Here is a 22,112-nt window from a genome sequence, read left to right as displayed (position 1 = left end):
GCAGAACCCTTTCCCCCACCCTGCGCCCGGCGCGACCCCGCCCGGGTCGCCCCATCGGATGCCGGTGGAGCGCCGTCCGGTGGACCAAGGGGTCAACCGATCGGCCGACCCCGCCCCAGACCCGCACGGCGCCCCAGACCCGCACCGCGCCCCCGACCCGCACCGCGCCCCCGACCCCGGTCCCGCCCCTCACCGCGCCCCGACCGCCGTGAAAATTCGCCGGCCCGCGAACCGGGCCACCCGTACCGTAGGAACTCGCCGGGTGGAGCAGTTAGGCAGCTCGCTGGGCTCAAACCCAGAGGTCTTCTCTGAACTAAGAGTCCCCTTCTGGCTCCCCTGCACGGCAGTTGTGCCAAGGTGTGCATATCGATGGACTTGAGCCTCCTCCGTGCTTCGATTCGCTCAGCGTCGCGGATCGGAGGCCGGCTTGAAGCAGTGAGCGTTTTCACCGTTGCCTCTCCAGGGTGAGGACGGCCTTGGTGATGACGGTCATCCGGTTGGGGCTGATGCGGGATCTGCGGAAGATTTGCCAGGACTTCAGCCGTGCCATGCCACGCTCGACGGGCGCTCGGGCCTGGGCCAGGGCGCGGTTCACGGTGCGTTGGGTGGGGGTGAGTTCGCCGCCCGGTGGCCGTCTGAGGCCGGTGGTGACCCAGGGCCCGGCGCCGGTGTAGGCGCGGTCGGCAAGGATCGGGACGCCCTGGCGTTCGCAGATTCGGATGATCTTGTGGATGCGTGCGGCGGTCAGGTCGTGGGTGCGGCCCGGCGAGGCGGGTGAGATCCACAGCACCTGCCCGTCCGGATCGGTGACGACCTGGATGTTCACGCCGTGGCGGCGGTGCTTGGCGGAGTAGTCGGCGCGGCTGTCGCCGGCGCGGTCGCACTCGGCGAGGGTGCCGTCGAGCAGGACGAAGTCGGGATCGTGTTCGCGCAGAGTCTTCAGCAGGCCGGGGGCGCGGCCGGCGAGCAGGCCGGTGACGGCCGTGACGTAGGCGTGGGCGGTGCCGACGGATATCCCGAATCCGGCCGCGATGCGGGCGAGGGTGTCGTGGCGGCGCAGGTACACAAGAGCGACCAGCGCTCGCTGGTGCGGCGGGAGTTTGCACGGCCGGTCACCGTCACGGGTGACGATGAGCATCGTGACCCACTCGACCAGGGCGTGGGGCAGGTCGAGTGCGGCAGGATAGGGAACCAACAGGGCTCCTGTGCCGGTGGGTTGAGGCATCGAACACCTTCCTCAACGGCACGGGAGCCCTGCCCGTTGCGGACCCCGCCCTCACCCCGCCCCCCTCACCCGATCAGTGGCCACGCTGAAAACGCTCACTGGACGGCAGGACAAGCTGCTGGTGTACCTCAAGGTCCAGCCGGCCACGGTCGAGCTCGTACCGGGCTTCACCCGGGACGTGACGGGGCTGGGCCATCACGGCACGGGCGACCTGGAGGTCCAGCTGCGCTCCGAGAAGGACGTGGGAGCGAGTCACCAGCCTTGTCGACGCCCTTGGAGGCCTGTTCCTCGTGGCCCTTGTGGTTTTCGCCGCCTGCGCGTCCGGTGAGCACGACGCGACGACATCCACGAAGCCTTCCTCGGCCTCGCCACCTGCCTCATCCACCCACCGACACGTCCAACACCTTTGTTAGGACCTCTTACACCGCACCCCACACGGTGCGCAGCCTCAGGACGGCCGACTGACCCGTCCGGGACGACCCGTCCGCGGGCGGCCGGGGCTCGTGGACGCCTGCCGTCGCCGGGGCCGGACGGACCGGCGAGGCCGTTGGCACCGGTTGTGCCGAGGGTCGCGGCGGCGGTACTCCCGCCGGCCGCGATGATCTCGCCATTCCCGGGTGCCTCGCCGCTGTGCGGGGCAGCGCCGCCTCCCGTGCGTGGCGGGAAGCGGCGCTCCCTCCTTCAGCGGCTACGGGGTGACGCAGCCGATCGAGCCGGCCGGGAAGTCGTTGCCGGTCGAGGTCGCCGTGAAGCCGAACGTGACGCTGCCGTCCGGCGGGATGGTCCGGTTGTAGTCGAGGTTCGCGACGGTGAGCGTGCCGTCGGATCCGGTAGTCAGAGCTCCGTTCCAGACACTGTTGAGTTTCGTGCCGGCGCCGGGCTTCCACTTCACGGCCCAGCCGTCACGTGCCGTCGTGGCGTGGTTCATCACCTCGACGGAGCCCTGGAAGCCACCGTTCCAGGCGTTGGTCACCTTGTAGACGGCCATGCACCCGGTGTGCGGATCGGTCGGGGTGGGAGTCGGGGTGGGAGTCGGGGTGGGAGTCGGGGTGGGAGTGGGAGTCGGGGTCGGGGTCGGCGTGCCGCCCGAGCCGCGGATACCGGTGACCTCGCCGTTGCCGCCGTCGAAGACGATGTCGGAGCAGGAGAAGAAGTTCTCCTGGCTGTCCGAGCGCACCCACTGGATGAACATCACCGCGTCGCCCGAGCGGCCCGAGGGCAGGTTCAGGTTCCAGTAGTAGTGGCCACCGTCCGTGCCGGGAGAGCCGGTCTGCGGCGGGTTGGTGACGGTCTGGATCAACTCCAGGTCGTCCCAGCCCAGTTCGGTGCTCGGCGAGTATCCGGGCTTGGAAACGTAGACCCGGAAGGAGCCCGGGTGCGCGGCCCAGTTGCTGTGCTTGACCTGGATCGCCTTCCCGGACGTCAGGTGCGTTCGGGGCCAGTCCGCACGGGCTGCGTTGTATCCGGTGAAGTTGTACGGCGACCGGTCGCCGGCGCTGCACAGCTTTCCGTCCGGAACGTAACCGGGGCCGCGTCCGCCCGCGTTGGAGTCGAGCACGGCGAACCAGTTGTAGAGCGACGAGGCGCCGCTCTCGTCGAGCGCCGCCCGGCAGGCCGGGTTGGTCGGATCCATCGAGCCGGTGCTGGTCTTGGCGTCGAGGTAGCAGAGGTAGGTGCGCGATCCGGGCATCATCGTGACGCCGTGCGCCTGGGCGCTGCTGTGACCCAGCAGGGCCAGACCGATTCCGCCGAGTAGGGTCGCGAAGACCGCCGCCAGCGAGAGCAGTCGCTTCTTGCGTCGAGCCATGGGTGTCTCCTGTGCCTGTGTGGGAGTGGTTCGGGGCCTTGCTTGCCTCCTTGCGGCTCGCTTTCCGGTCATCGGGACCCCTGCCCGCCCGGGGAGCGGTCCGCCGGATCGGGCAGGGGGGCTCGGGTGGGGAGGTGCGGATCAGGCGGGCGGCGTGCGGTGCCCGCACGGCCGGTGATCGCCGGAGCGTCGGTGCGGGAAGACGCGGTCGTACGGCTGTGGTCGCCGACCTCGCCGAAGGCCGACCAGCCCGACTTAGCCAGACAGACCTGGATGTCGCCCGTGTCCCGTCCTGCACCCAGCGAGCCGGCGGAGAAGCCACTTCCGGGTAGGCGTCCGCACCGGCGACCGGCGTGTCGGGTGGGACCATCCGGCCTGGCCGACCATCAGGAAGCGGATCTGGTCGGGTCGGTCCTCATGCTCGCTGTCCGCTGCAAGGAGTCGTACGTGTCCGCCCAGGTCCGGGCGGTGTTCGGGCTGACCATGGAGTCGCCGCCGGAGAGCACCGATCCGATGCGGTAGGTGGCGAGGTCCGACGACGGGACGAGGGAGCCCTTCTCGGCCTGGGCCATCTGCCCGAGTTCGTCGTCGAGCGTCATCCGCGCCGGCAGGTCGTCGACCCGCCCCGCCACCGGGAGGGACGGGTCCTGATGCGGCAGGGCCACGGCGGACAGCGGTTCTACGTGCGGTTCGCCGTGCGGGTCGACGTGCGGGTCGCCGTGCGGGTCGACGTGCGGTGCGACGTGCGGTGCGGCGCCGGACAGGCGGGTCAGGCCGGTCACGGCGAGGACGGCGGCGCACAGGACGGCGGCGCACAGGGCGGCGAGGGTCGCGGGCCGGAAGGACAGCGATAAGAGGCTCGGGCTCATGGCGAGGCCTTTCCGGGTGTGGGCCGGACGGGGCTGGGGCGGGGCCGGGCCGCGCCCCCTCTCGGTACAGCGCTGAACGATCAAGAACTCGGGAGCGCTCCCGAACTCCCGCCCTGGGAGCGCTCCCACTCACTGGGTTCGGAGGGGACTGTAGGAGTGTCGCGGTGTCCCTGACAAGCCATCGGCGTCGAACGCGTCGAAGGGAATTCAAAGGGGCAGGTCACAAACCAGAGCGAGTTCCGATCGCAACTCCGTCGAGGCGGGGCGGTTTTGGGAGCGCTCCCGAAACCACCTCAGCCCGTCCGCCTTCAGAGGTGCCGCCCGCGTGGACCTACAGGGCCGCCCCGGGCGGCGCCCTCCCCCGCTACCCGGCGGGACACCTGCGAGCCGTCGCGCCGTTCGGCCAAGGCAGGGACGACCGGTGGCCCGACCGGCCGGGGCGCTGCCCGAAGGCCCTCAGGCCGATCCGCGCACCATCAGCCGGGTTCGCAGGATCACATGACGCCAGGCCACCTCCGGCTGCTCCATCTCCTCCAGCAGCAGCCGTACCATCGTCCGGCCGATCTCCTCCATCGGCTGACGGACGGTGGTCAGCGGGGGCTCCGTCTGCTCGGCCAGCTCGAAGTCGTCGAAGCCGACCACCGCGACGTCCTCCGGCACCCTCCGCCCCGCCGCGAGCAGGGCGGTCAGCGCTCCGGCGGCCATGCTGTCGGACGCGGCGAATACGGCGTCGACCTCGGGGTGCCGATCGATGAGCTCGGCCATCGCCCGCCGCCCGCTGGCCTCGGTGAAATCGCCCTCCGCGACCAGCGACGGCACCTCGTGGAGCCCGGCATCAGCGAGCGCCTCCTGGTAGCCCCGCAGTCTGCACCGGGCGACGTACATATCGGGCGGTCCGGTGATCGCGGCGATGGCCTTCCGCCCGCCCTCGACCAGGTGGACGACCGCGGCGCGCGCGCCGCCGACGTTGTCCGTGTCCACGTAGGTCACCCGCTCGTCACCCGAGCGCCTGCCCAGCAGCACCGTGGGCAGCCCCGCGTCGGCGAGCATGTCGGGCAGGACGTCCTCGGCCCGCACCGACATCAGCAGCACCCCGTCGACCCGGCCTCCGCGCACGTACTCCACGAGCCGCTGCCGCTCGTCGTCCGTGCGGACGAGGGTGAGCAACAGCTGCAGGCCCGCCTCGGACAGGGCGTCCCCGACCGCTCGCACGACCTCCGAGAAGAACGGCTCTCCGAACAGTCGCCAGTCCGTCTTCGTCATCACCAGCGCGACAGCGCCGGCGGGTCGCCCGGCCAGGGAACGTGCCGCCATGTTGGGCACGTAGCCCAGTTCGTCGATGGCACGCTGCACGGCACGGCGGGTGGACTCCCTGACACCTGACGCTTTGTTGATCACTCGGGAGACCGTGCCCCGCCCCACTCCCGCGAGGGCGGCCACTTCCTCCAGCGTCGGTGTGCCCGAACTGCGTTTCAGCATATTGACACCCCCAAGAGCACCCGATCTTACGGCCCGTCGCGCGCTCGACCGCTACATCTCCGCGATCGGCCGGTACGCCTCCGCGGTCGGCCGGTACGCCTCCGCGGGCGGGGGCCACGGAAGGGCGGGCCGAGCGGAATCCGCCCCTCCTCGGCAGGGAGAACGGCGCTCGCGGGGACCCCTGGCGACCCCGACGCACATGCCGGGGAGACGAGTTGCTCGCGCATCCCCGTGCAGCGGGTCCTGTCCGGGTCGTTGACGGCTCGGCACTCCAGCCACAAGTATGACCCCCGCCCGATGGGAGCGCTCCCATTCCTGAGTCGCTCCCTGTCTCCTGTGAGGAGCCGAGACGTGAACAAACGCAGAACCGCCCTGCTGTCTCTGACGGCCCTGCTGGCGGCGGGGCTCACCGCGGTGCCCGCCGGCCCGGCAGGGGCGGACGAGGTGGAGCAGGTCAGGAACGGCACCTTCGACACCGGCACCGACTCGTGGTGGACGAACAACGTCACCGTCGGGCCGGCCGACGGCAGACTCTGCGCCGACGTGCCCGGGGGCACGGCGAACCGCTGGGACGCCGCCGTCGGCCAGAACGACCTCACGCTCGTCAAGGGAGAGTCGTACCGGTTCCGCTTCAGTGCGACCGGCGCCCCTGAAGGCAACTCCGTCCGCGCCGTCGTGGGGCTGCAAGTGGCACCGTACGACGCGTACCACGAGGTCACCCCGCAGGTGAGCGTCTCCGGCAACACGTACACCTACACCTTCACCTCGCCGGTCGACACGCCGCAGGGCCAGGTCGCCTTCCAGCTCGGCGGCGGCGCCGACCCCTGGCGCTTCTGCCTCGACGACGTGTCGCTGCTCGGCGGGGTGCCACCGGAGGAGTACAGACCCGACACCGGCCCCCGGGTCCGGGTCAACCAGGTCGCCTACCTGCCCCGCGGGCCGAAAAACGCCACGCTCGTCACCGACGCGACCGAGCGGCTGCCCTGGCAGCTGAAGAACGCGTCCGGCACCGTCGTCGCACGCGGCTGGAGCGTGCCGCGCGGCGTGGACCCCTCCTCCGGGCAGAACGTCCACTCGATCGACTTCGGTGTCCACCGCGGCGCCGGGGCGGGCCTCACCCTGGTCGCCGACGGCGAGACGAGCCGGCCCTTCGACATCGGCACCGCCGCCTACGACAGACTCCGCCTGGACGCCGCGAAGTTCTACTACACCCAGCGCAGCGGGGTGGAGATCCGCGACGACCTGCGGCCCGGATACGGCCGCGAGGCCGGTCACGTCGACATCGCCCCCAACCAGGGCGACGGGAACGTGCCCTGCCAGCCGGGCGTCTGCGACTACACACTCGACGCCACCGGCGGCTGGTACGACGCCGGCGACCACGGCAAGTACGTCGTCAACGGCGGCATCTCCGTCTGGCAGCTCCTCAGCACCTACGAGCGCGCCCGGCACGCCCGGACCGGACAGGCCGAAAAGCTGGGTGACGGCACGCTGAACATCCCCGAGAGCGGCAACAAGGTCCCGGACATCCTCGACGAGGCCCGCTGGGAGCTGGAGTTCCTGCTCAAGATGCAGGTACCGGAGGGCGAACCGCTCGCCGGCATGGCCCACCACAAGATCCACGACGAGCAGTGGACCGGGCTGCCGCTGATGCCCGCCGACGACCCGCAGAAGCGCGAACTGCACCCACCGACCACCGCGGCCACCCTGAACCTCGCGGCGACCGCCGCCCAGGCGGCCCGCCTGTACAAGCCGTACGACCCCCGGTTCGCCGCCACCGCGCTCGCCGCCGCCCGCACGGCATGGGCCTCGGCCCTCGCGCACCCCGACGTCCTGGCCTCCGAGAGCGACGGCATCGGCGGCGGCACCTACGCCGACCGTGACGTCAGCGACGAGTTCTACTGGGCGGCCACCGAGCTGTACCTGACCACGGGCGGGAGGGAGTTCCGGGATCACATTCTCAACTCCCCGGTCCACACCGCCGACATCTTCGGGCCGATCAGCTTCGACTGGGCGCGCACGGCCGTCCCCGCCCGGCTCGACCTGGCCACCGTCCCGAACCGGCTGCCCGGCCGCGACAAGGTCCGCCAGTCCGTACGCGAGGGAGCCGACCGCTACCTGGCCACCCTCAAGGCCCACCCGTACGGCATGCCGTACGCCCCGGAGGGCCACACCTACGACTGGGGATCCACCCACCAGATCCTCAACAACGCGGTCGTCCTGGCCACCGCCTACGACATCACCGGCGGTGCCAAGTACCGCGACGGGGCCGTCCAGAGCATGGACTTCATCCTGGGCCGCAACGCCCTGAACATCTCGTACGTCACGGGTTACGGCGAGGTCAGCGCGCAGAACCAGCACAGCCGCTGGTACGCCCGCCAGCTCGACCCGAAGCTGCCTCCGCCGCCCTCCGGCTCGCTGGCCGGCGGCCCGAACTCGAGCATTCAGGACCCGCTCGCACAGAGCAGACTGCAGGGCTGCACCGGGCAGTTCTGCTACATCGACGACATCCAGTCCTGGTCGACCAACGAGCTGACGATCAACTGGAACTCCGCCCTGACCTGGATGGCCTCCTTCGTGGCCGACCAGGGCGCACCGGCGGCCCACGGGAACGCCGCCCACGACTCCTTCCGACCCGCACGAGGAGGAACACTGTGAAACGCCTCTTGGCCTTGATCGCGACCAGCGCGACAGCCCTCGGACTCATGGCCCTGTCGAGCCCCCCGGCGGCGGCCGCCGCCGGCTGCAAGGTCGACTACACCGTCACCAGCCAGTGGCAGGGCGGCTTCCAGGGCGGGGTGAAGATCACCAACCTGGGAGAACCCGTCAACGGGTGGACACTCAAGATCACCATGCCCGACGCCGGGCAGAAGGTCGTCCAGGGCTGGAACGCCACCTGGTCGCAGTCCGCTTCGACGGTCACCGCCACCAACGTCGACTGGAACCGCGCGCTGGGCACCGGCGCCTCGACCGACCTGGGATTCGTGGGCTCCTTCACGGGCGCCAACCCGAAGCCGACGGCGTTCACGCTCAACGGCGTCGCCTGCACGGGCACCGTCGAAGAGCCCCCGCCGGGAGGCGGGGAGCCCACACCCGGCCCGGGCACCGGCACCCCCGTGGACGTCAACGGAAAGCTCCACGTCTGCGGCGTCAACCTCTGCAACCAGTACAACCGCCCCATCCAGCTGCGGGGCATGAGCACGCACGGCATCCAGTGGTTCAGCAAGTGCTACAACGCCGCGTCCGTGGACGCGCTGGCGAAGGACTGGAAGTCGGACCTGCTGCGCATCGCCATGTACGTGCAGGAGAGCGGTTACGAGACCGACCCGGCCGGCTTCACCAGCCGCGTGAACAGCCTCGTCGACATGGCCGAGGCCAGGGGCATGTACGCGGTGATCGACTTCCACACCCTGACGCCGGGCGACCCGAACTACAACCTCGACCGCGCGAAGACGTTCTTCGCGTCCGTCGCGGCCCGTAACGCCGACAAGAAGAACGTGATCTACGAGATCGCCAATGAGCCCAACGGCGTGAGCTGGACGGCGATCAAGAACTACGCCGAGCAGGTCATCCCGGTGATCCGGGCCGCCGACCCGGACGCCGTCATCATCGTCGGCACCCGCGGCTGGTCCTCGCTGGGCGTCTCGGACGGCTCCAACGAGAGCGAGATCGTCAACAACCCCGTCAAGGCCACCAACATCATGTACGCGTTCCACTTCTACGCCGCGAGCCACAAGGACAACTATCGCGCCACGGTGAGCCGGGCGGCTTCGCAACTGCCGCTCTTTGTCACGGAGTTCGGCACGGTGAGTGCCACGGGCGGTGGAACGATGGACCGGGCGAGCACCACGGCCTGGCTGGACCTGCTCGATCAGCTGAAGATCGGCTACGCGAACTGGACCTACTCCGACGCACCCGAGTCCAGCGCGGCACTGCGCCCCGGCACCTGCAACGGCACCGACTACAGCAGCAGCGGCGTGCTCACGGAGTCGGGGTCACTGATCAAGAGCCGGATCAGCAGCACCGACAATTTCCCCACCAGCTGACCCCCCCCGACGGGGCTCCGGCCGGCCGGAGCCCCGTCCCGACAGTGGACGGAGAACCGGTCGGCGCCCCCTGCGGGCGCCCGTCCCCACATGCCCGAGCGACGCACCGGTCACGGCGCTCTGTGATCGTCGGCACCGACCATCGACACTGACGAGGAAACTATTGCCTGACCCGCAGATCAAAACGCCGGCCACCCTGGTGGCTGCCTTCGAGCTGGGCCGCCTCCACGTCTGCCACGGCATGCACTTCAGGCTGACCGCCACGGCGGCCTGAACGGGGCCGCGCCCGGCTGGCGGGACGGCCCGGTCCGCCGCCTTCCTCCGCCCGGCCGGGGGGCCGGGCGGAGGACCCGTGTCGTACCTCCGTGGTACTCATGTCCCATGAGCCAGTTCCGCGACTTCAACCTCAAGCTGCTCGTCATCGAGGAGTCGCCCGGGGGTCGCGATAGGTCACTCGGGAGAAACGGCAGCGGAGCTGACCCGGACGGCCATCTGGCTGATGCTCGGAATCCCCATGGACACCGGTGAATCCTTCTTCTTCTGTCTCGCGTCAAGCTGCGTGATCTTCTATTCTGCGGCGTCCCGGCTCACTGAGAGACCGTCGACCTCGCCGAGCCATGCTTCCCTTTCGGCCTCGGTGATCCAGTCATTCAGGTTGTCACGGATTTCGACCAGTCGCCCTCTTTCGTTGGGATCCACGATGAGGACCGGGCAGCGAACACAAGCGTGCTCGGGGATGCAGTCGGTTCCGAAGGCTCGTCCGCAAGATCCCAGTGCCAGCTTGCGCCGCTCGAAGTGGTCCAGGAACTCCTTCCATTCCTCGGAAGTGACCGCGCGGTCTTCATCGCTCGGGCGAAGGGGAGCCGTCGCCGACGACCGGCACGCCGATCTCTCAGGTGCTTCGGCGACTCGGCGCTGCCAAGGGCAATCACGTCGACGAGTTCGCCGCAGTCGGACTCGGCCGCCACCGCGACACAGACGACTGGCTCTCGCCCACGAACCGGTCAAGGACTGACGAGCACACCACTTGACTCGGTGCAGAGAAGCCCTACCAAGGGCTCACACCAGCAGCCGAATCGACGGAACTTCTGCATCGGCTGCGATCACCGTCTCGCACTCGCCGCAATACACGGAGCCGGGACGCCGCACGTTCGTCTGGATCGAACCCTTGGCCGATGCTTCCTTATGCGGGCAGTAGTAGCCGTAGTGCAGGCGAACCCAGGAACTCGACGGCGTCGCTCGCCCACCTCGCTTGGCATCCTGGAACGGCGCCCACCAGAAGTCCACCACGGACTTCAATACGAGCCGGTCCTCCTGGCTCGTCACATCGAACGCCGCGATCCGTGCTGCCGTGAAGTGGTGTTCGTCTCCGCCGCTCATGCAGACAGCGCGCTCGGCCCCCCACGTCAGCACTGTCGTCCGGCCCACGCGCTCGCAGACAAAGCAATCCAAATTCAGCTCGATCGTGCGCTCCCAGAACAAGCGATCACGATGAACCTCCTCCAGTCCCGACAGAACCGCAACGATCTCGAGGCTGCGCAGCATTGCGCGATCGTCGCACACCTGCGCCATCCGCAACACAGAGGAGCCCGACTTGCCAAGTGCAGAGAAGGAATCGCCACCACCGGAGAAGGCCGTTGCCGTACGAGTACAGCGTGGTGGCAGGGCTGTCTGCGGTGAGCAGGTCCTTGAAGTAGATCGCGACCGGTTCGATGCGCTGCCCTTCAGGGTCGATGAGCCGGTACGGCTCCCAGGCGTCCCCCGTCGAATCCCGCCTCGGCCACGAGAAGGACGGGCCTGTCGCGCATCCGCGGCAGGCCCCTCCGCGTGCCACGGTGCGCCGACCCGCCCGTGACGAGCTCTCAAGTGGGCCGCGTGCCCGCGAAGTCAGTAGCCCACCGTGAAGCGCCGCTGGACGAACCGCGGCAGCTCCGCCTCGTCGAGCAGGGCCACCGCCGCGTCCTCGGCGGAGATGCGGCTGAGGCCGTCGGCGTCGAGGACCGGCTGGTCGCCGCCGACGCGGAAGCGCCCCGTGCGCTCGCCGGGGGCGATGTCCTCCGCCGGACTGAAGTATGTCCAGAGCCGGTTGGACGTGCGCAGGACGTTCAGCGCGTCGCGATGACCGCGCACGGCCCCCGCGTACTCCCGGGGCAGGCCGACCAGATCGAGGGTCTCGTGGAGGAGCTCCTCGGAGTCGGCTCGTACGACTCCGGGTGCGACCTCCAGGCTTCCCGCGCCGCCGATCACGATCAGACGGGTACGGGGGCGCGTCTCCAGCGCCTTGAGCAGGGCCCGGGCGGCGGTCGCGTACAGGGTCGGATCGGCGATGGAACGGCGCACGGTGTCGGCGAGGTCGGTCGCCGCGTTGCCCGGCTGGAAGCCGCTGATGACCACGTCGAGGCCGGGAAGGACCGAGGCGATGCTCGCGGCGTCGAGGACGTCGACGCTGCGCCAGACGATGCCCGCCCGCGTCTCGGCGGCGGCCCGGGGAGCGGCGTCGCGGCTGAGCGCGGTGACCCGATGGCCCCGGTCGAGGGCCTCGGTGACGACGCGGCTCCCTATGGTCCCGGTGGCCCCGATGACTCCGATGTGCATGGTTCTCCCCTATCCCGACAGTCGATTTATGGCGTCCAGAAACTATACGCCGTGAAGTTACTACACGGGGAGCAGTAGCGTGACGCTGTACAGTGGCCGCCGTGGTGAGCACACGAGGAATTCCCGGCGGGCGCCGCGAGCGGCTGCGGATCGAGACGACGGCCGAGATCAAGCGTGTCGCGCTGGAGTTGATGGCCTCGGGCGGGCCCGACGCGATCACTCTGCGGGCCATCGCCCGCGAGATGGGCATGACCGCCAACGCCCTCTACGGGTACTTCGCCACCCGCGACGACCTGGTCACCGCGCTGATCGACGACGTCTACACGGCCCTGGCCGACGCCGTCGACACCGCCTGGCGCACCGCCGCCACCGCGGGCCCGGCGGCCCGGATCCACGCCTGGGCCGAGGCGTTCCGCGGCTGGGCGCTCGACCACCCCGAGGGCTTCCGGCTCGTCTACGGAGATCCCGTGCCCGGCTACCGCGCGCCCGAGGGCGGAGCCGCCCCCGAGGCCGCCCGCCGCGTCTGCACCGGTCTGGCCGGCCTCGCCGACGCGGCCTGGCCGTACGCCCAGGAGCTCTACGCGGACAGCGCGTTCGACTGGTCCGACTTCGACAGCGGCCTGCTCGACAAGGTCCGGCCCGCCTTCCCCGACCTCCCGCCTGCCGGTGTCGCGCTGGCCCTGCGGATCTGGGGCCATCTGCACGGACTGGTCTCACTGGAGGTATACGGCCACCTCCGGTCCCAGACCCTCCGCCCCGACAAGCTTTTCGCACAGGAACTGGCCGCTCTGGTGCGCTCGTTGAGCGTTCCCGCCTCCAGCTGACGGCGGTACGGCCGCAGTCGGCGCGGCGCGCGCCCCTAAGGTCCCCGCCCCGGCCCCCACCCCGCATCGACCGGGCGGCGGGAAAAGCGTTGTCCTCCCCGACCTCCCGCAGGTGACAATGAGTCACCAAGGACCAGGAGGAACCCATGAGCCAGGCGTACCTGACTCTCCAGGAGCTGCTGCCGCCGCAGGAACTCGCGGCGGCGCTCGACGCCGGACACGTCACCCGCAAGGCACACCCCGAGCTGCCGCTGTCGATCTACACCTACACGCGGGCGTGCCAGTACGAGCGGATCTGGAATCAGGTCACGACCCGCTGCCGTGGGCTCGTCGCGGACGACACGACCGGGAGGATCGTCGCGCTGCCGCTGCCGAAGTTCTTCAACGTCGGCGAGCACGAGGCCGGTCAGCCGTACGCGCCCGCTCTTCCGGACGAGCCCTTCGAGGTCTACGACAAGGTCGACGGCAGCCTCGCCGTCGTCTTCCACTACGCGGACCGGTGGCAGGTCGCGTCCAAGGGATCCTTCATCAGCGCCCAGGCGACCTGGGCACAGCGCCGGCTCGACACCAGGAACACCGGCTCGCTGATCCCCGGGGTCACCTACCTCGCGGAGATCCTCTACCCGCAGAATCGTATCGTCGTCGACTACGGAGACCGCCGGGACCTGGTGCTCCTCGCCGCCTTCGAACAGGACGGTACGGAGCTGCCGCTCGCCGAGGCCGCCGCGCACTGGGCGGAGATCGGCTCGGTCGTACGCACCTGGCCCGCCATGCCGATGGCGGAACTCCTCGCGCTGACCGAGTCGAACACGCTGCCCGGCGGCCACACCGCCACCGGCACCGACGCCGAGGGCTTCGTACTGCGGTACGCCTCCGGCGTCCGGGCGAAGGCGAAGCTGGCCGAGTACGTACGTCTGCACAAGGTGCTGACCGGTGTCACCGAGCGGGACATCTGGCGCAGCCACGGCATTCAGCGCTTCGCCGGGATGTCCGCGAAGCGGCTGGCGCAGGGCCTCGGTTGCTCGCTCGCCGAGCTCGGCGGGATCCGGGCGGCCGGCGGACGCCCGCTGGACGCGCTCCTGGAGCAGGTGCCGGACGAGTTCGACGCATGGGTGCGGGAAGTGATCGCGCGCCTGGAGGGCGAGGCGGCGGCGCGCGAGCGTGCCATCGACGAGGCGTACCGGCGCATCGCTCATCTCGCCCACGACCGGGGCGCCTTCGCCCGGGCCGCCAAGGCGCTGCCTGCCGACGAGACCGTCCGCGCGGCCATGTTCCTGCGCCTCGACGGGCGTCCCACCGACCTCGTCGTCTGGCGCGCCGTCCGCCCCGAGGCGTCCGACCCGTTCACGACCGATGTGGAGAACTGACCCCGTGCCCGTAGTACACGTCATGACGGGACTTCCCGCCTCGGGGAAGACCACCGCCGCCCGGCAGCTGCAGGCGGACTGCGAGGGGCGCGTGCGCCGTGTCAACCTCGACGACCTGCGCACCATGCTCGACGTCCCGGCGCCCGAGCGGGGCCGCTCGCACGCCCACGAGCGGACCGTCCTCGACATCCAGGACGCGGCCGTCCGGTCGGCCGTCGAGGGAGGCTTCGACGTCGTCGTCGACAACACGCACCTGACCCCGCACATCCCCAAGCGCCTCAAGGCCGCCGTCACCGGCCTCGACGCGAGCTTCGTCGTGCACGACTTCACCGGGGTTCCGGTCGAGGAGTGCGTACGGCGCGACGCCGCGCGTGAGCGGTCCGTCGGCGAGGAGATCATCCGCATACTCGCCGACAAGCACGCCAAGGCCACCCGGGGCGGCTGGCGGCTGACCGCCGAGTGGCTGGGCGCGCAGACGGCGACCGATCCCTACGTGGCCGACCCGGCTCTGCCCTCGGCGGTCATGTGCGACATCGACGGCACCCTCGCCCTGCGCGGCGACCGTGGACCGTACGACTTCACCCGCTGCGACCTCGACCTGCTCAACGTCTCCGTGTGGCAGGCCCTGCGCGCCTTCCGCGCGGCCGAGAACGACACGATCGTGCTGCTGTCGGGGCGCAGTGAGGACCACCGGCGGATCACGGAGGAGTGGCTCGCCCGGCACGAAGTGCCGTACGACGAGCTGTGGATGCGGTCATCGGACGACGGCCGCAGCGACGACATCGTGAAGGCCGAACTCTTCGACGCCCACGTCCGCCACCGCTACGCGGTCCGTGTCTCGCTCGACGACCGCGACCGGGTGGTCGCCGTCTGGCGCCGCATGGGCCTGCCGACATGGCAGGTCAACTACGGGAACTTCTAGCGCCCGAAGAGGCCTGTCGTCCGCCCGCCGACATCGCGGGCGGACGCCCGCAGGACCGCGGACCCTGCCGGTACCGCGAGGACACGAACGGGGGAGCCCCGGGGCGCCACCGTGCCTCTGTGCCCCTCGGCGGCGAGGCGCTTCGCCGGTCACCGGCGAAGCGCCCACCACCGGCGGCGGACACGCGTCCGCGGGGCCCGGCCGGTCGGCGTGACCGGCGGAACGCCCGCACCAGGGCCGCGCTTCCATGGTCCGTCCGGCGACGGGATCGGCACCTGGCGTTCCGCCTGCGCCCGCAGCTCGTAGTGGGACACGTGAGCGGTCACCCGGAACGCCTCGTCGTAGGAGGCCAGGGCGGCGCTGACTGCGGTGCCGGCGAGACCACGACGGCGGACATGGGACGCCACCCAACCGAAGAAGCCCATGACCGCGCCCAGGACGCCGACAACCGTCAACAGTGGCAGGAGGTCACCCATGGCCCGAGCCTACGGGACGCCTCGAAGCCCCCTCCAGGCTCCACTGCGGCCCGCCGGGGAAGCGTCAGGCACCGGAGGCGGCCGCGTCCAGGAGGATGCGGGCCAGCTCGTGGGGCTGGGAGAACATGGGCCAGTGTCCGGTCTCCATCGTGACCAGCCGCCAGCGCTCGCTCTTCAGCAGCGCGGCCACGTCGGCGTTGGGCTCGTCGCCGTCGAGAAGACACTTGATGTACGTCACCGGCAGCTCACCGAGAGGCTTGGCCAGCTGGGCCGGCTCCGTCAGCGTGGCGCCCGGATGCGGGGTCGCGCCGTCCACGATCCGGGCGATCTGCTCGTCGTCGAGACCCTGGCCCTGGAAGTCGGCCGCGGCGAGAGGAGCCCAGAAGCCGCCGTTCGCGGCGATCGAGGCCTCCACCATCGCCCGGCCGTCGGGCCAGGCGGACACGAACGACTCACCGTCGGCCGGAACATTGGAGTCCACGAAGACGACGCGGCTCAGCTGGTCGCCGATCCGTTCGGCGGCCTGACCGACCGGAATCCCCGCGTAACTGTGCCCCACCAGCACGACATCGCGCAGATCGAGGCGCTCGACCACCTCCACGATGTCCTGCACATGCGTCTGCTGCCCTGCCGCGAGGCCCTGCTTGTCGGCGAGCCCGGAGAGCGTCACCGGGTGGACGCCGTGCCCGGCCGCCCGCAACGGTGGCACCACCTCGTCCCACGCCCACGATCCGAGCCACGTGCCTGCCGCGAGTACGTATTCCGTCATGCCGGCAACGTATCCGGAGGGTCTGACATTGACGGTCCGGGCCACGGACCGCCACGGCGGGTGGTTCCGGCTCAACCACCACAAGGGCGACACCCCCGGCGAGCTGAGACGCCCCGCCGAGGAGCTCGTCCACGCCTGGAACGGCCGGGACCGGTCCCCCCGAGCCCGGAGGCATCAGGTGTCCGGATTACGGCCTTTGCGGGCCGCATTACCCTGGGTGTATGGGCGGTGACGTGGTTCGACTGTTCCTCTGCGGAGACGTGATGCTCGGCCGCGGGGTGGACCAGATCCTTCCCCACCCCGGCGATCCGGCCCTGCGCGAGCGTTATGTGCACGATGCACGGTCCTATGTGGCCCTCGCGGAGGCGGCCAGCGGCCCCATTCCCCGACGCGTGGACTTCGCCTACCCCTGGGGCGTCGCGCTCGGCGCTCTCGACGCCGCCGCGCCCGATGTCCGGATCGCCAATCTGGAGACGGCCGTGACCACGAACGACGAGTTCGCGCCCGGCAAGGCCGTCCACTACCGGATGCACCCGGACAACCTGCCGAGCCTCACGGCCGCGCGTCCCGACGTCTGTGTCCTCGCCAACAACCACGTCCTGGACCACGGCCGCCGGGGCCTCGACGACACCCTCGCCTCGTTGGAGGGCTTGGACACGGGCGGGGCCACACGCATGCGTACGGCGGGAGCGGGCCGGACCGCGGTGGAGGCGGAGCGGCCCGCGGTCGTGGACCTTTCCGGCGGCGCGCGGGTCGTCGTGCACGCCCTCGGGATGGCTTCCAGCGGCATCCCGCACGAGTGGGCGGCCACAGCGCGGCGCGGCGGAGTCCACTTCGCCGCCTCGCCGACCGACACCACGGCCGCCCGCCTCATCGCCCGGGTACGGGACAAGAAGCCGGGCGACATCGTCGTGGTGTCGATCCACTGGGGTTCGAACTGGGGCTACGCCCTCTCCCGCGCCGACGTCGACTTCGCCCATGCCCTGATCGACAGCGGCGCCGACCTCGTGCACGGACACTCCTCGCACCACCCGCGGCCCCTGGAGGTGTACCGGGGCAGACTCGTGCTGTACGGCTGCGGCGACCTGATCAACGACTACGAGGGCATCACGGGGTACGAGCAGTACCGCGACGACCTGCGCCTGCTCCACCTCCCCACGGTGACGCCCGAGGACGGCACACTCCAGGAGGTGCGCATGATTCCCCTGCGTGCCCGGCGCATGAGGCTGGAGCACGCCTCCCGCCGGGACGCGCGGTGGCTGCACGACGTTCTCGGCCGGACCAGCCGGCCCTACGGCGCGCACGTGGACCTGGGCGAGGACGGAACCCTCGTCGCCTCGCCCGCCTAGCGGGAAGGGCGGCCCGGGCCCGGCGGCGTGCCCTCCGCGGAGGAGGGAGACGAGCGGGTATGTACTTCACCGATCGCACGGACGCCGGGCGGCAGCTCGCCGCCCGCCTGGAGCACCTCAAGGACCGGGACGTCGTGGTCCTCGGCCTTCCGCGCGGAGGCGTACCGGTGGCCGAACAGGTCGCCGACGCGCTCGAGGCTCCCTTGGACATCTGTCTCGTACGCAAGCTCGGGGTGCCCTTCCAGCCCGAGTTGGCCATGGGCGCCATCGGCGAGGACGGCGTGCGGGTGCTCAACGACCGGGTCCTGAACGAGACCGGAGTCTCCGACCGCGATGTCGCGGCCGTCGAGGAAAGGGAGCGGGCGTTGCTGCGGGAGCGCGCCCGGCGCTACCGCGGGGCGCGGCAACCGGCACCGCTCGACGGCCGAACGGCCGTGGTCGTGGACGACGGCCTGGCGACGGGGGCGACGGCGCTCGCCGCCTGCCGGGTGGTCCGGGCGCGAGGCGCCGGGCGGATCGTGCTCGCCGTGCCTGTCGCGCCCCACAACTGGCTGGCCCGGCTCGGCGGGGAGGTGGACGAGGCGGTCGCGGTGCGCGAGCCGGAGTTCTTCTACGCGATCGGCCAGTTCTACGCGGACTTCTCGCAGACCGCGGACGAGGAGGTCATCGCCTGCCTGGACCGCAACCACGCGGCGTACGGCGAGGTGGCGCGGCCTCCCGGCGAGGGGCCGCGGTCCTGAGCACCACGGCTCCTCGCAGGAGACGACGAACGCGCACAAAGGCATGAGGGCCGCGGCGACCGCGCACACGGCAGGAGGCCGTGGCAACGGGGGGTTGTGGCGCCGTCTGCGTCAGTAGGGCCCGTTGACGTTGTCGATGGAGCCGTACCGGTCCGCGGCGTAGTTGCACGCGGCGGTGATGTTGGCGACCGGGTCGAAGAGGTCCATCGACGTGCCGGGCACGTGATAGGCGAGGAACGTCGGCTCGATGACCTGGAGGAGACCCTTCGAGGGGGTGCCCTTGACGGCGTTGGAGTCCCAGAGGTTGATGGCCTGCGGGTTGCCGGACGACTCGCGCATGATGTTGCGGTGGATCCCGTCGTACGAGCCCGGGATGCCGTACTGCGCCATGACGTCCAGCGACTCCCGGATCCAGCCGTCGAGGTCGTTGGTGTAGCTCTTCGCGGCCGCGGGCGCCGCCGGGGCGGAAGCGGGAGCAGCGGCCGGACGGGCCTGGGTGGGGGCGGCCTGGGCCGGGGCGGAGCTTCGCTGCTGTGAGCGGCTGGCCCGGTCGGTGGTGCCCGTGTTCGTCGACGACTTCGTCTTCGCCTTCGACTTCGGAGGCGTGGCGGACTGCGGGCGAATCGTCAGTTCGAGACCCGGGTGGATAAGTGACGGGTTGTCACCGACGACGCTTCGATTGGCCCGGTACAGAGCCTTCCAGCCGCCTTGCACACGCTGTTCCTGAGCGATCGCGGAAAGTGAGTCGCCGGAAACGACCGTGTAGGTCGTGCGCGCCGAACCCTGTGCGGCGGGAATTGCCTTCTTGATCTTTTCCGCCGTATTGACGACGGCCTTCTCGGTGACGGTCGCGGGGGCCGACGCGGGCGTGGCGTGGGCGGCGGCCGTGGCGACCAGAGGCAGGGCGAGCGCGGCGCCGCCCGTGCTCGCGAGGGCGAGACCGCGGCTGATCGAGCGAGTCTTGGGGCGCCGGTGCTTACCGTGTGCAGGCATGTGGGATTCCTCTCCGGCGCCTGCGGGGTGAGCTGTCGGGTTCGGGCTGGAGATGCCCGGCCGCACACGTGCGGCTTCACCCCGAGCCGCTCCGGAATTCCGGACCGGCGAAATACCTGGGTCCCCCGCTCCTGCCGACGGGTGAAATGGTCGGGTGTTCGGACGGTGGCAGGATTCGGCGATCCGTCCGAGTGGAGGTGACCGTAGGCGAGAAATGGCGACGGAAACAAGGTGCGGCGCGTGCGTGTGATTTCCGGTCCGCTTTCTGCCGTCCCGAACTTCCTTGTGATGCAAGGGCATGCGCGGGCAGGAGGGCCGCGGATTTCCCTGTGGTGATTCATGTCACCGGCGAGGAATATCGGGCATGACGGGAAATTCCCCTGAGGGGGCTATTGGGAGAGAAAGAATAGAAGCGGTACTTCTGTCCGATTCGCTCAGTGATGGTCCGATTTGTTGTGGGGGCACGGGCGCGGGGCGAGGGGTGCGGGGTGCCTGTCGCCGGACCCGGCCATGGCACCCCGCACCGCTCGGCAGCGTGACAGCGGTTCTGTCCGCGCCGCGTGCCGTGGTCAGCCGGTGACGCTCGGGGCGCCCGTCTCGATGTGGCCGGTGTAGCGGCGTGACCAGCTGCCGTCGATGTCGGCGAGGATCGTGAAGTCGTACCAGCCGTCCTGGTAGGCCACCGCGTTGAAGAAGTCCTCGCGGGAGGAGTTCCCGGCGACCGTGTACGTCCACGGCCCGTCGGTGCGGTAGGCGTTCGAACGGATGGTGAAGGTCACCGGAGAGGCGGAGGAGTTGGTCATCCGGAAGTAGACCGCGGTCTTTCCTGTACCCGGCTCGGTGGCGTAGCGGGCCGCGACCTCCACGGCCTTCCCCGCCTTGGACGCGTCGCCGATGAAGCGGCGCAGGAAGCGGTTGGGGCCCATCATCGAGATGTCGTACTTGCCGGAACCCGAGCCCGTGCCGATGTTGAAGTAGTCCGTGGACGTGCTGCCCGGGTCGACGGTGTACTGCCAGGCCGCCGTGTCGCGGTACTGGTGCGGGTGGATCGTGAAATGCGCCGCGCGCTTGGCCTGGGCGCCCTGGTTCGTCATCGAGAACCAGGCGAGGATCTTGCCGCTCGCGCCGAACTCGAACCGGTCGAGGTTGCCGTTGACCTGGTACGGCACGGCGCGAGCCGGTCGGGTTCCGGACTCCTGTGCGGGCAGTGCATTGTCCTGCGGGACGGGGTTGGGCAGCGGGCCGCAGGTGGACTGGCCGATGACCTTGGCCGTGGACGGCAGCCCCGAGGGGACGCCGTGGACGGGGCGCGCGAAATCGAAGACGCCGGTCAGGTCGCCGGTCACCCTGCGCCGCCAGGCGCTGATGTTCGGGCAGGTGGCGGGGGTGCCGAGGGCCGCCGTCCAGGTCTCCATGAAGCGCAGTACGGAGGTGTGGTCGAAGACCTCCGAACTCACCCAGCCACCCCGGGTCCACGGGGACATGACAATCATCGGAACGCGGAAGCCGAGGCCGATCGGCACTCCGTCGATGTATTCGCCCGGGGTCCCCGGCGGCGCGACGGGGGGCGGGACGTGGTCGAAGAACCCGTCGTTCTCGTCGTAGTTGAGGAACAGGACCGTCGTGTCGAAGACCTCCGGATTCGCGGCCAGGGCGCGGTAGACGAGGTCCACGAAGTGCGCGCCGTCGCCGGGCGGGGCGTACGGGTGCTCGGAGAAGGCCTCGCTGGCCACGACCCAGGAGACCTGCGGCAGCGTCCCGGCGACGACGTCGGCACGGATCGCGGCGGCGATGTCGTCGGGGGTCGAGCCGGTGACCTTGGGGACCGAGCTCATCCCGCGGTCGTACAACGGGTCTCCGGGGCGCGCGTCGGTGAACCGCTTGAAGTACGCGAGGCCGTTGTCGCCGTAGTTGTCCTGGGCGTTCTGGTAGACCTTCCAGCTCACGCCGGCGCGCTGGAGCGCCTCCGCGTACGTCTCCCAGGTGAGCCCGGACTCGTCGCCGCCGTCCTTGCTGGAGGCGTCGATCCGCCCGCTCCACAGAAAGGTGCGGTTGGGTCCTGTCGCGCTCAGCGTCGAGCAGAAGTAGGCGTCGCAGACGGTGTAGTGGTCGGCGAGCGCGTAGTGGAAGGGGATGTCGCTCCGGTCGAGATAGCCGAGGGTACGGGTGTTGCCGACGCCCGTGACCCAGTTGTCCATGCGGCCCTTGTTCCAGGCCGCGTGCTGCGAGGTCCAGCTGTGCGGAAGGTCGCCATTGCACTGGGCGAGCGTCTCGCCGTCGACCCCGCCGGCGGGTGGCGTGGCGCTCAGCTTCCACGGGTACTGACGGCCGCCCCAGTTGGGCTGGTTGAACGTCCCCCAGCCGCCCGGGATGTTGCCCGCCGCCCGGTCGCCGAAGCCGCGGACGCCGCGCAGCCTGCCGAAGTAGTGGTCGAAGCTGCGGTTCTCCTGCATGAGGATCACGACGTGCTCGACGTCGGTGATGGTGCCCGTGGCCGCCGCGGCGGCGGCCGACGCCGTGCCGGCCGGCAGGGCGGCCCCGGCCACGAGTCCTGCTCCGATTCCTACGAATCCCCTGCGGCTGATGGGAGTCATGCCCCGCCTCTCGCGTCACTGCGTGCCCCAGCGGCACACCGAGGACAGGATGGGGGAGGC

At 70.4% G+C, this 22,112-nt stretch carries 15 protein-coding genes, 3 pseudogenes and 1 riboswitch; of the genes and pseudogenes, 8 read left to right on the top strand and 10 right to left on the bottom strand.

What is annotated here, in order from left to right:
- Nucleotides 1-445: 445 nt before the first annotated feature.
- Nucleotides 446-1,195: a transposase family protein gene (locus J7E93_RS24700; RefSeq protein WP_215072163.1), complete on the bottom strand. Its 750-nt coding sequence runs from the start codon at nt 1,193-1,195 to the stop codon at nt 446-448.
- 133 nt (nt 1,196-1,328) lie between these two features.
- Between J7E93_RS24700 and J7E93_RS37375 the strand changes: the two are divergent.
- A pseudogene (locus J7E93_RS37375) lies at nt 1,329-1,553 on the top strand (hypothetical protein); the annotation flags it as partial.
- 360 nt (nt 1,554-1,913) lie between these two features.
- Here J7E93_RS37375 and J7E93_RS24695 read toward each other — a convergent pair.
- From J7E93_RS24695 to J7E93_RS24685, 3 genes are all read right to left on the bottom strand, one after another.
- On the bottom strand, nt 1,914-3,032 hold the full coding sequence (locus J7E93_RS24695) for a lytic polysaccharide monooxygenase (protein ID WP_215072133.1): 1,119 nt from the start codon (nt 3,030-3,032) through the stop codon (nt 1,914-1,916).
- Nucleotides 3,033-3,418: 386 nt separating this feature from the next.
- Nucleotides 3,419-3,901 carry a hypothetical protein gene (locus J7E93_RS37370; RefSeq protein ID WP_251067030.1) on the bottom strand — a complete coding sequence of 161 codons (483 nt, stop codon included), beginning with the start codon at nt 3,899-3,901 and terminating at the stop codon, nt 3,419-3,421.
- Nucleotides 3,902-4,357: 456 nt separating this feature from the next.
- Nucleotides 4,358-5,380 carry a LacI family DNA-binding transcriptional regulator gene (locus tag J7E93_RS24685; RefSeq protein WP_215072132.1) on the bottom strand — a complete coding sequence of 341 codons (1,023 nt, stop codon included), beginning with the start codon at nt 5,378-5,380 and terminating at the stop codon, nt 4,358-4,360.
- Between the two features lie 351 nt (nt 5,381-5,731).
- Here J7E93_RS24685 and J7E93_RS24680 point away from each other — a divergent pair.
- A pseudogene (locus J7E93_RS24680) lies at nt 5,732-7,969 on the top strand (glycoside hydrolase family 9 protein); the annotation flags it as partial.
- A 62-nt stretch (nt 7,970-8,031) separates the two neighbouring features.
- A complete protein-coding gene (locus J7E93_RS24675) occupies nt 8,032-9,423 on the top strand; it encodes a cellulase family glycosylhydrolase (protein ID WP_215072130.1) in 1,392 nt (463 codons plus the stop codon).
- A 1,059-nt stretch (nt 9,424-10,482) separates the two neighbouring features.
- On the opposite strand, the gene J7E93_RS24670 is transcribed toward J7E93_RS24675, so the two are convergent.
- A complete protein-coding gene (locus J7E93_RS24670) occupies nt 10,483-10,968 on the bottom strand; it encodes a hypothetical protein (RefSeq protein ID WP_215072129.1) in 486 nt (161 codons plus the stop codon).
- 342 nt (nt 10,969-11,310) lie between these two features.
- Nucleotides 11,311-12,018: an NAD(P)-dependent oxidoreductase gene (locus J7E93_RS24665; RefSeq protein WP_215072128.1), complete on the bottom strand. Its 708-nt coding sequence runs from the start codon at nt 12,016-12,018 to the stop codon at nt 11,311-11,313.
- A 101-nt stretch (nt 12,019-12,119) separates the two neighbouring features.
- Here J7E93_RS24665 and J7E93_RS24660 point away from each other — a divergent pair, with 101 nt between their 5' ends.
- The 3 genes from J7E93_RS24660 (at nt 12,120) to J7E93_RS24650 (ending at nt 15,131) form a co-directional block, all read left to right on the top strand.
- Nucleotides 12,120-12,842: a TetR/AcrR family transcriptional regulator gene (locus tag J7E93_RS24660; RefSeq protein ID WP_308368772.1), complete on the top strand. Its 723-nt coding sequence runs from the start codon at nt 12,120-12,122 to the stop codon at nt 12,840-12,842.
- Nucleotides 12,843-12,988: 146 nt separating this feature from the next.
- Nucleotides 12,989-14,209: a T4 RnlA family RNA ligase gene (locus tag J7E93_RS24655; protein ID WP_215072127.1), complete on the top strand. Its 1,221-nt coding sequence runs from the start codon at nt 12,989-12,991 to the stop codon at nt 14,207-14,209.
- 22 nt (nt 14,210-14,231) lie between these two features.
- Nucleotides 14,232-15,131, top strand: coding sequence for an AAA family ATPase (locus tag J7E93_RS24650; RefSeq protein WP_251067029.1), 900 nt, complete (start codon nt 14,232-14,234; stop codon nt 15,129-15,131).
- 149 nt (nt 15,132-15,280) lie between these two features.
- Here J7E93_RS24650 and J7E93_RS24645 read toward each other — a convergent pair whose 3' ends face one another.
- Nucleotides 15,281-15,607, bottom strand: coding sequence for a hypothetical protein (locus J7E93_RS24645; RefSeq protein ID WP_215072125.1), 327 nt, complete (start codon nt 15,605-15,607; stop codon nt 15,281-15,283).
- Between the two features lie 64 nt (nt 15,608-15,671).
- The gene (locus J7E93_RS24640; protein ID WP_215072124.1) at nt 15,672-16,376 is read right to left on the bottom strand and encodes an alpha/beta fold hydrolase; all 705 of its coding nucleotides are present in this window, start codon (nt 16,374-16,376) and stop codon (nt 15,672-15,674) included.
- A gap of 221 nt (nt 16,377-16,597) precedes the next feature.
- Here J7E93_RS24640 and J7E93_RS24635 point away from each other — a divergent pair, with 221 nt between their 5' ends.
- Together J7E93_RS24635 and J7E93_RS24630 are read left to right on the top strand one after the other, a co-directional pair.
- Nucleotides 16,598-17,725, top strand: coding sequence for a CapA family protein (locus J7E93_RS24635; RefSeq protein WP_215072123.1), 1,128 nt, complete (start codon nt 16,598-16,600; stop codon nt 17,723-17,725).
- Between the two features lie 59 nt (nt 17,726-17,784).
- A pseudogene (locus tag J7E93_RS24630) lies at nt 17,785-18,417 on the top strand (phosphoribosyltransferase); the annotation flags it as partial.
- 159 nt (nt 18,418-18,576) lie between these two features.
- Here the strand turns inward: J7E93_RS24630 and J7E93_RS24625 are convergent.
- Nucleotides 18,577-19,458: a LysM peptidoglycan-binding domain-containing protein gene (locus tag J7E93_RS24625; RefSeq protein WP_215072121.1), complete on the bottom strand. Its 882-nt coding sequence runs from the start codon at nt 19,456-19,458 to the stop codon at nt 18,577-18,579.
- Nucleotides 19,459-19,462: 4 nt separating this feature from the next.
- Nucleotides 19,463-19,649, bottom strand: a riboswitch (cyclic di-AMP (ydaO/yuaA leader).
- Between the two features lie 378 nt (nt 19,650-20,027).
- Nucleotides 20,028-22,052: a phosphocholine-specific phospholipase C gene (locus J7E93_RS24620; protein WP_215072120.1), complete on the bottom strand. Its 2,025-nt coding sequence runs from the start codon at nt 22,050-22,052 to the stop codon at nt 20,028-20,030.
- Between the last annotated feature and the right edge of the window lie 60 nt (nt 22,053-22,112).

The organism is Streptomyces sp. ISL-36, from assembly GCF_018614205.1.
Lineage (GTDB): Bacteria > Actinomycetota > Actinomycetes > Streptomycetales > Streptomycetaceae > Streptomyces.
This window is presented reverse-complemented; position numbering and strand designations above follow the sequence as displayed.